Source organism: Micromonospora sp. DT231 (assembly GCF_049847025.1).
Lineage (GTDB): Bacteria > Actinomycetota > Actinomycetes > Mycobacteriales > Micromonosporaceae > Micromonospora.
Genome location: NZ_JBNCNO010000001.1, coordinates 765,060 through 771,827 on the forward strand (window position 1 = coordinate 765,060; position 6,768 = coordinate 771,827).

6 protein-coding genes are annotated in these 6,768 nt (G+C 67.1%); 5 read left to right on the forward strand and 1 reads right to left on the reverse strand.

Annotated features, from left to right (window positions below):
* A complete protein-coding gene (locus tag ACPXBU_RS03370) occupies window positions 1-1,257 on the forward strand; it encodes an MFS transporter (protein WP_425756316.1) in 1,257 nt (418 codons plus the stop codon).
* Window positions 1,258-1,324: 67 nt separating this feature from the next.
* Here the strand turns inward: ACPXBU_RS03370 and ACPXBU_RS03375 are convergent, their stop codons facing one another.
* Window positions 1,325-2,209, reverse strand: a complete 885-nt coding sequence (locus ACPXBU_RS03375) for a S41 family peptidase (RefSeq protein ID WP_393373252.1) — start codon at window positions 2,207-2,209, stop codon at window positions 1,325-1,327.
* Between the two features lie 108 nt (window positions 2,210-2,317).
* Between ACPXBU_RS03375 and ACPXBU_RS03380 the strand changes: the two genes are divergently transcribed.
* From ACPXBU_RS03380 to ACPXBU_RS03395, 4 genes are all read left to right on the forward strand, one after another.
* Complete coding sequence (locus tag ACPXBU_RS03380; RefSeq protein ID WP_425756318.1) at window positions 2,318-2,788, forward strand: DUF3592 domain-containing protein; 471 nt, start codon at window positions 2,318-2,320, stop codon at window positions 2,786-2,788.
* A gap of 94 nt (window positions 2,789-2,882) precedes the next feature.
* On the forward strand, window positions 2,883-3,392 hold the full coding sequence (locus ACPXBU_RS03385) for a hypothetical protein (RefSeq protein WP_425756320.1): 510 nt from the start codon (window positions 2,883-2,885) through the stop codon (window positions 3,390-3,392).
* A gap of 1,117 nt (window positions 3,393-4,509) precedes the next feature.
* Window positions 4,510-5,667, forward strand: a complete 1,158-nt coding sequence (locus ACPXBU_RS03390) for an FG-GAP-like repeat-containing protein (RefSeq protein ID WP_425756322.1) — start codon at window positions 4,510-4,512, stop codon at window positions 5,665-5,667.
* A 35-nt stretch (window positions 5,668-5,702) separates the two neighbouring features.
* The coding region (locus tag ACPXBU_RS03395; RefSeq protein ID WP_425756324.1) for an FG-GAP repeat domain-containing protein at window positions 5,703-6,768 on the forward strand (1,066 nt) is incomplete at its 3' end.

Genomic DNA, 6,768 nt, shown 5'->3' on the forward strand with positions numbered 1-6,768 from the left:
ATGTGGACGCTCCTGAGACGCCCCGGGTTCGGCCTGATCTGGGCTGCCGGGCTCTTCTCCAGCGTGGCGAGCTGGCTGCTGCTCACCGGGCTGCCGATCTACGTGTTCGGGGTGACCGGCTCGGCGCTCACCACCTCCGCCGTCTTCCTCGTCGAGCTGCTGTGCGGCATCACGCTGGGATCGTTCGCCGGTGCGCTCGCCGATCGCCTCGACAGGTTCTGGCTCATGAGCTGCGTCGCCGTGCTGCAGGCCGCAGTGGTGATCCCCTTACTCGGTCGACCCGACCACCGCCTGTGGATCATCTCGCTGGTCGCCGGTGCCCAGGCGGTGCTGACGCAGACGTTCGACTCCGCTCGCAACGCCGCGCTGCCACGCCTCGTCGATCCCGGGCAGCTGGTACGCGCCAACAGCGTGGTGGCGCTCAACACCAGCGTGGGACGGCTCATCGGAGGCTCGCTGGGCGGGTTCGCGATCACCCGCGACGGCACCCGCTATCTGGCTGTCGGCGCCGTCCTGGCCTTCGCGATCACGGCGGCCCTGATCGCCGCCGGCCGCCGGGCAGCCCACCACGCGACCGCGCAGCCGACGACCCCGGACCGTACGTCGTCGTTCCTCACCGCCTGGCGACACGGCCTCACGGCGGTGCTGCGCAACCGGACCGTGCGGGTGACGATCGTGAGTGTGGCGTTGGGCGGCATCGCGCAGGGCCTGTTCGTGGTGCTCTTCGTGGTCTTCGTCAGCCGCGCTCTGCACGCCGACGGCACGCTCACCGGTGTGCTGCGCGGCGTCCAGGCGATCGGCGGCGTGGCGGGCGGGCTGATCGTCGGCATGCTGGGGGCTCGGCTCAGCCCTCGCCTGCTGATGAGTCTCGGGGCGACCACCTTCGCCCTGATCAGCCTGGTCATCTGGAACGGACCGGCGCTCACCCGTCAACCCGAGTGGTACATCGGGTTGTTCATCCTGGTCGGCGCGCCGGGGATCGCGTACGCGAGCGGAGCTTTCGCGCAGATTCAGCAGAGCGTGCCCGACGCCGAGCTGGGCCGTGCCTTCGGCGTCTACTACGCGATCTTCAACGCCTCGCAGGGGCTGGGCATGGCGGCCGCCGGCCTGCTCGGCGACGTGCTCAGCGTCGTCCTCGTGCTCAACGTGCAGGCCCTTCTGTACCTGGCCTCCGGCGCGGTCGCCCACGTGGGCCTGCGCTCCGTCCGGCGGCAGCGCTCCGCCGTTCGGCAGCGCGCCACCGTCGACGTCGGGTAGTCGCCTGTCGTCGGCTCCGAGGACACGCCACCCCCGTGGCCCCCGCGCTTCGAGACGGCCGCCGCGTCTACGCGTCCCGAATGGCCTTGAGCGCCGTGTCGAGCGCCTGGTCTGCCGGGACGGGCACGTCGGGGAGCACTCCGACGCCCTCCCAGTTGGTGCCGGTGACGCTGTTGATGGTCCGGGCGGTCGGCACGGTCACGAGGATGTGTGCGGTGACCGGGTGCCGGGCCGTCGGATGCGCGCCGCCACGTGTCGTCTCACCGACGACGACGGCCCGGCCGTGCGCCTGCAGGGTGTACGCCACGTCCTCGCCTCCGGAGAACGTCATCGCGCTGGTGAGCACGTAGACCGGTCGGTCCGCGTAGCGCGGCGCGGGAAGGTGCGGGATCGTCCAGAACTGGCGGGTGGCGCCTGTGGACCGCTCGTAGAAGTCGTTGAGGTGCACCTGGTCGTCGCGGAAGAAGTAGCTGCACCACATCGCGGCGCCCTCGGGCGTTCCGCCGGAGCAGGCGCGCAGGTCGAGGACGAGCGCGGAGCTGAGGGCGACCAGGTGCATGGCCGCGCCGATCGCGGCGGCGCCCTCGTCGGCGTACGCGATGCGCCGTACGTCGACGAACCCGACGTTGCCGTCCAGGTGCTCGACCCGGCGGATGCCCTGGTTCTCCGCCCTGAGCAGCGCGAGGAACGCGGCCCGTCCTCCGTCCGCGTCCGCTGGATCCAGTGACTGCGGCTGGTCTGACCACAGCAGCCGCAGGTGCTTGTCCGGGCACGCCTGCTGAAGGTGCGCGGTCACCGTCGCGCAGAGCGCCGGCCCGTCCAGGTCGTCGTACTCGCCTGCCGCGAGACGACGCCGGATCGCGGCGTCGATGCCCGCGACCTGCGCGGGAAAGACGTACCCTGCCTCGATCCGGTCCAGGGCCTGTCCGATTATCTGTTCGTTGGAGGGCACGGCGGGCCACGCTAGACCATGCGTGGCCTCGTGACCACCGAATTTCGCGGCGGCCCAGGTGTCGCGCCGACCACACGTCGTTTGTGGCCCGTGGCTATCGTCTCGGCCATGTCTGACTTCCGCGGGGACACCTCAGGCGTTTCGACGCTCCGGGCCGCACTGACGGTGGTCATCGTCGGAATCCTGGCGACCGGCATCGGCGTCACCTTCATCTGGGACGACCGTGGCTCCCCGCGGGAAGTGACCACGACGGGCACGCTGACCGGCTCCCATCCGTCGGCCCGGCACGAGAAGCGTAAGGGGACGTGGTACGAGTTCCAGTACACAGTCGCCGACGGACGGCAGGCCGCCACCAGTTTCAAGGTCACGCCCAGCGGCTCGCTCGACCGCAGGGGAGACACCGTCAAGGTCATCTATTCGCCGGACGCCCCGCTGGAGGGCCGGCTGCGGGTGAGCCGAAGGGGCCTGGAGTTTCTGCCGGCGGCCGGCGGGGCGGCGCTCACTCTCGGCGCGCTCCGAGTCGTCATCCGCGAGCTGCTCAAGCGGCGTCGCCGACGGCAGACGCCCGTCGGCGCGTAGGTCGCGCCGCGACGGTGGTGTCCGTGCGGCCTCAGGGGCGACATCGGTCTGTGCGAATTGAACGTGTCTTACCCGTCGATTAGTGTCCGCGTCCGTGAATCACTCTCGAATTGCTTCCGCTGTGTTGATCCTCGCCGCTGCCACCGCGCTGACCGCCTGCGGTGACGGGGACAAGGCGACGACCGCCGGATCGACGCCGTCCGCCAGCCCGTCCGCCGCCGCGACCTCGGCGGCGGCCTCCCCAACCGCCGCACCGGCGTCGTCGGCCGCGACGGGCGCCGCGAGCGACAAGCAACTCTGCACGTCGTTGAAGACGGCCAGCGACCGGATGAAGGGCGAGCTGGTGAAGGTCGCCAGGGCTGGTGAGCCGTCGGCGGCGGACTTCAAGAAGGTCCTGACGGAGTTGTCGACGGAGTTGGGCACGTTGGCCACGGCCGGCGGAGACGGCAAGGTGGCCGCAGCCCTCCGGCCGTTCGGCGCCGAGGTGGCCAAGGCGGCGGCTGCCGCCGACCCGGCGTCCGCTGCCGACAACCCGGCCTTCATGAAGGCCGGCACCCAGGTCAACGCCGCGTGCACGGCGGCCGGGGTCCCTCTGGACCTGTGAGCACGATCGTCTGGAGGCGCCAGCGACACCACCGTTAGGGTGGGGTGCGGCGCCTTCAGTAGCGGCGGCAAGCGCCGCGCTCCCGCAGGTCGGGGCGGGGTGTAGAGCAGCCGCGATGCCGCCGACCGCCATCCCTGTGCCGGCCATTCCTGTGCCGGCAGGCCACGAACCGGGGCACCCGCAGCGAGCGGCATGCTGCGGGTGCCGCCGGGACGTCCCGCCAGGCCCGCAGGGCCGGAGCACGGACGAACGCGGGGATCCGCCCTGTTGATCGGTCACTCGTCGGCCCTGCCCGGGTAGACCGCAGCCGACCTGTCGGAGCCTCCAGCCCGACCGGCCATCTTCATATCCGATTGGCGTCCTCATCGGCGTGCCGCTTCCGCTGACCTGGACGGTCGCGTTGCCCCTTGGCCGAGTGGTCCTACTCCCGACCCGATGTCGTGCGACCACGTTGTGGCGATGAGATTCAGGCAGCCTGCGGGCATAGCAGCAGATAGATCCGTTTCGCCCGCCGCTTAGCACGAAGCGCCGGCCGACGCCGCCCCGAGGGGTCGGCTTTAGGGTGATTTCTGATCGTCGCGTCGCGAAGTTGACATGCCATTGACTCGATGGACCTTCCCGGTGATGCTGGTGTCCGCAATAAACCTCCGCTTATGTCGATGAAGTCTGCATCAGCTGAGCTTTATGGAAGGTTCTACGTCGGCGCGGCTGATGTCGTGGCGCATCCCTCAAGCCTATTGCCCGGATTGGAGATCTGGTGGCCCGTCTGCGCGGGGGCGGACGGATACCTCTTGACGCGTTCCTGGAAGCGGGGCAGTCCAGCGGACGCGCATCGATTGCTCGGGATGACTTTAGGACAGTTATGGGAAGTGCAGCATCACGCCGAGTCTTCTCGGTGCCATTATCCGTACTACTAGCCATGGGAGCGCTCCTCGCGGTGCCCGCTCCCGCATCGGCCGCTGGAACTGCGGCCTGCGATCCGGCCGGACCGACCGCATCCGATGGTCAGACTGCCAGCGCCTTGAACGGTCGCCTCACCGGTAAGCTCGCCCACTCGATAACGGCATACCAGGTGTCGTGCGCTCGCGTCATAGTCGCGAGGGTCAAGAGTCGGGGGATGGCGAGGCGTGCCGCGACGATTGCCATCACCACGACGATCGTGGAGAGCGACATTCGTAACCTGACGTACGGCGATCGCGACAGCGTCGGGTTGTATCAACAACGCCCATCGACTGGGTGGGGCACCGTGGAACAGATCATGAATCCGGTGTACGCGACGAACAGCTTCCTGAACAAGATGCTCAGGGTGAAACCTGGCACCTGGATGACCGATCCCGTCGGTGAGGTCTGTCAGGCCGTGCAGATTTCGGGAACGCCCGACGCCTATCAGCCGCAGGCCAGGGACGGGGACATCATTTCGGGCGTGCTGTGGAGTCAGCAGGCACGATCGCCGGGCGGCAGCGTGGGCGATGTCAGCGGTGACGGCCACTCCGACCTGCTGGGCTTCAAGCCTGACGGAACGTTGTGGTACTACCCGAACAACATGGACAGCAATGCGGGTGGCCTGCCGTTCACTGACGGCAAGCAGATCGGAAAAGGTTGGCAGGACTTCGATCGGACGGTCTCGGCCGATGTGAGTGGTGATGGTCATGCTGATGTCGTGGCGACGAAGCCGGACGGCACGATGTGGTACTACCCGAACAACATGGATAGCAATGCGGGGGGTGTGCCGTTCGTCGACGGTAAGCGGGTCGGGCCGGGTTGGCGGGACTTCGATCGGATTGTCGCGGCTGATGTGAGTGGTGATGGCCATGCTGATGTGTTGGCGACGAAGCCTGATGGGACCCTGTGGTACTACCCGAACAACATGGATAGCAATGCGGGTGGTGTGCCGTTCGTCAACGGCGCGCAGATCGGGCGGGGTTGGCGGGACTTCGATCGGATTGTCGCGGCTGATGTGAGTGGTGATGGTCATGCTGATGTCGTGGCGACGAAGCCTGATGGCACGATGTGGTATTACCCGAACAACATGGACAGCAATGCGGGTGACCTGCCGTTCGTTGATGGTAAGCAGATCGGGCGAGGTTGGCAGGACTTCAACCGGATTGTCGCGAGCGATGTCAGCGGTGACGGTCATGCTGACGTGTTGGCGACGAAGCCTGATGGGACTCTCTGGTACTACCCGAACAACATGGACAGTAATGCGGGTGGCCTGCCGTTCATCAACGGAACGCAGATTGGGCAGGGCTGGCAAATCCACAGTCGTATCGCCTAGTTGGTTGACAAATCATGGCTGCCGACCGTAGTGCGGTGTCCATCAGAAACAATTCGGAAGGAAATCAGGAGATGCGTCTCTTTGGGAGAAAGACCTCCACGCTCACTGCGGCGAGCTTGGCGGTTTCGGTCATGCTCGCCGCTGTGCTGGGCAACGCCGCCGCGGTCTCTGCCGCTCCGCCCACGCCCGACTTCGGCAAGTCGATCGATGGCTACGCCTCGTACGACGGTCAGGACACCTGCGACCCCACGGCGAAGCCTGGCGTCGTCGCTTTCAAGAACCTGCTGAACGCGACGTACAGGCCCCACTCCTACGGGATCGGCCGGGCGTGCAACGACGGCGGAACCAGCGAGCACAAGGAGGGGCGGGCGCTGGACTACATGCTGGACGTGAACAACTCCGGTCAGCGAGCGACGGCGACCGACATCTTGAACTGGCTGCTCGCCACCGACAAGTACGGCAACAAGCACGCCAACGCGCGGCGGCTCGGGATCATGTACCTGATCTGGAACCGGCAGATCTGGAAGTCGTACGAGTCCTCGGCGGGCTGGCAGACCTATTCCTGCGATGGTTCGGCCAGCGGATGCCACACCAATCACATCCACTTCAGCTTCAGTTGGGCCGGCGCCCGGAAGCAGACGAGCTGGTGGACGGTCGCCCCGCTGCCCCCGACGATCGGCGGCACCGTCGGCGACGTCAGCGGTGATGGTCACGCGGATGCGCTGGGGGTGCAGCCTGATGGGACATTGTGGTACTACCCCAACAACATGGATTCCAACCCCGGGGGTAAACCGTTCACCACGAGGACCCAGGTCGGTACGGCCGACTGGCAGAAGTTCACCACGGTAATGTCCGCGGATGTGTCGGGTGATGGTCACGCGGACGCGCTGGGTGTGAAGCCGGACGGCACGATGTGGTACTACCCGAACAACATGGACTCCAACGCGGGTGGTAAGCCGTTCACCACGGTGACTCAGGTTGGTGAGGACTGGCAGCAGTTCAGCAAGGTGATGGCTGCGGACGTGTCGGGTGATGGTCACGCGGACGCGCTGGGTGTGAAGCCGGACGGCACGATGTGGTACTACCCGAACAACATGGACT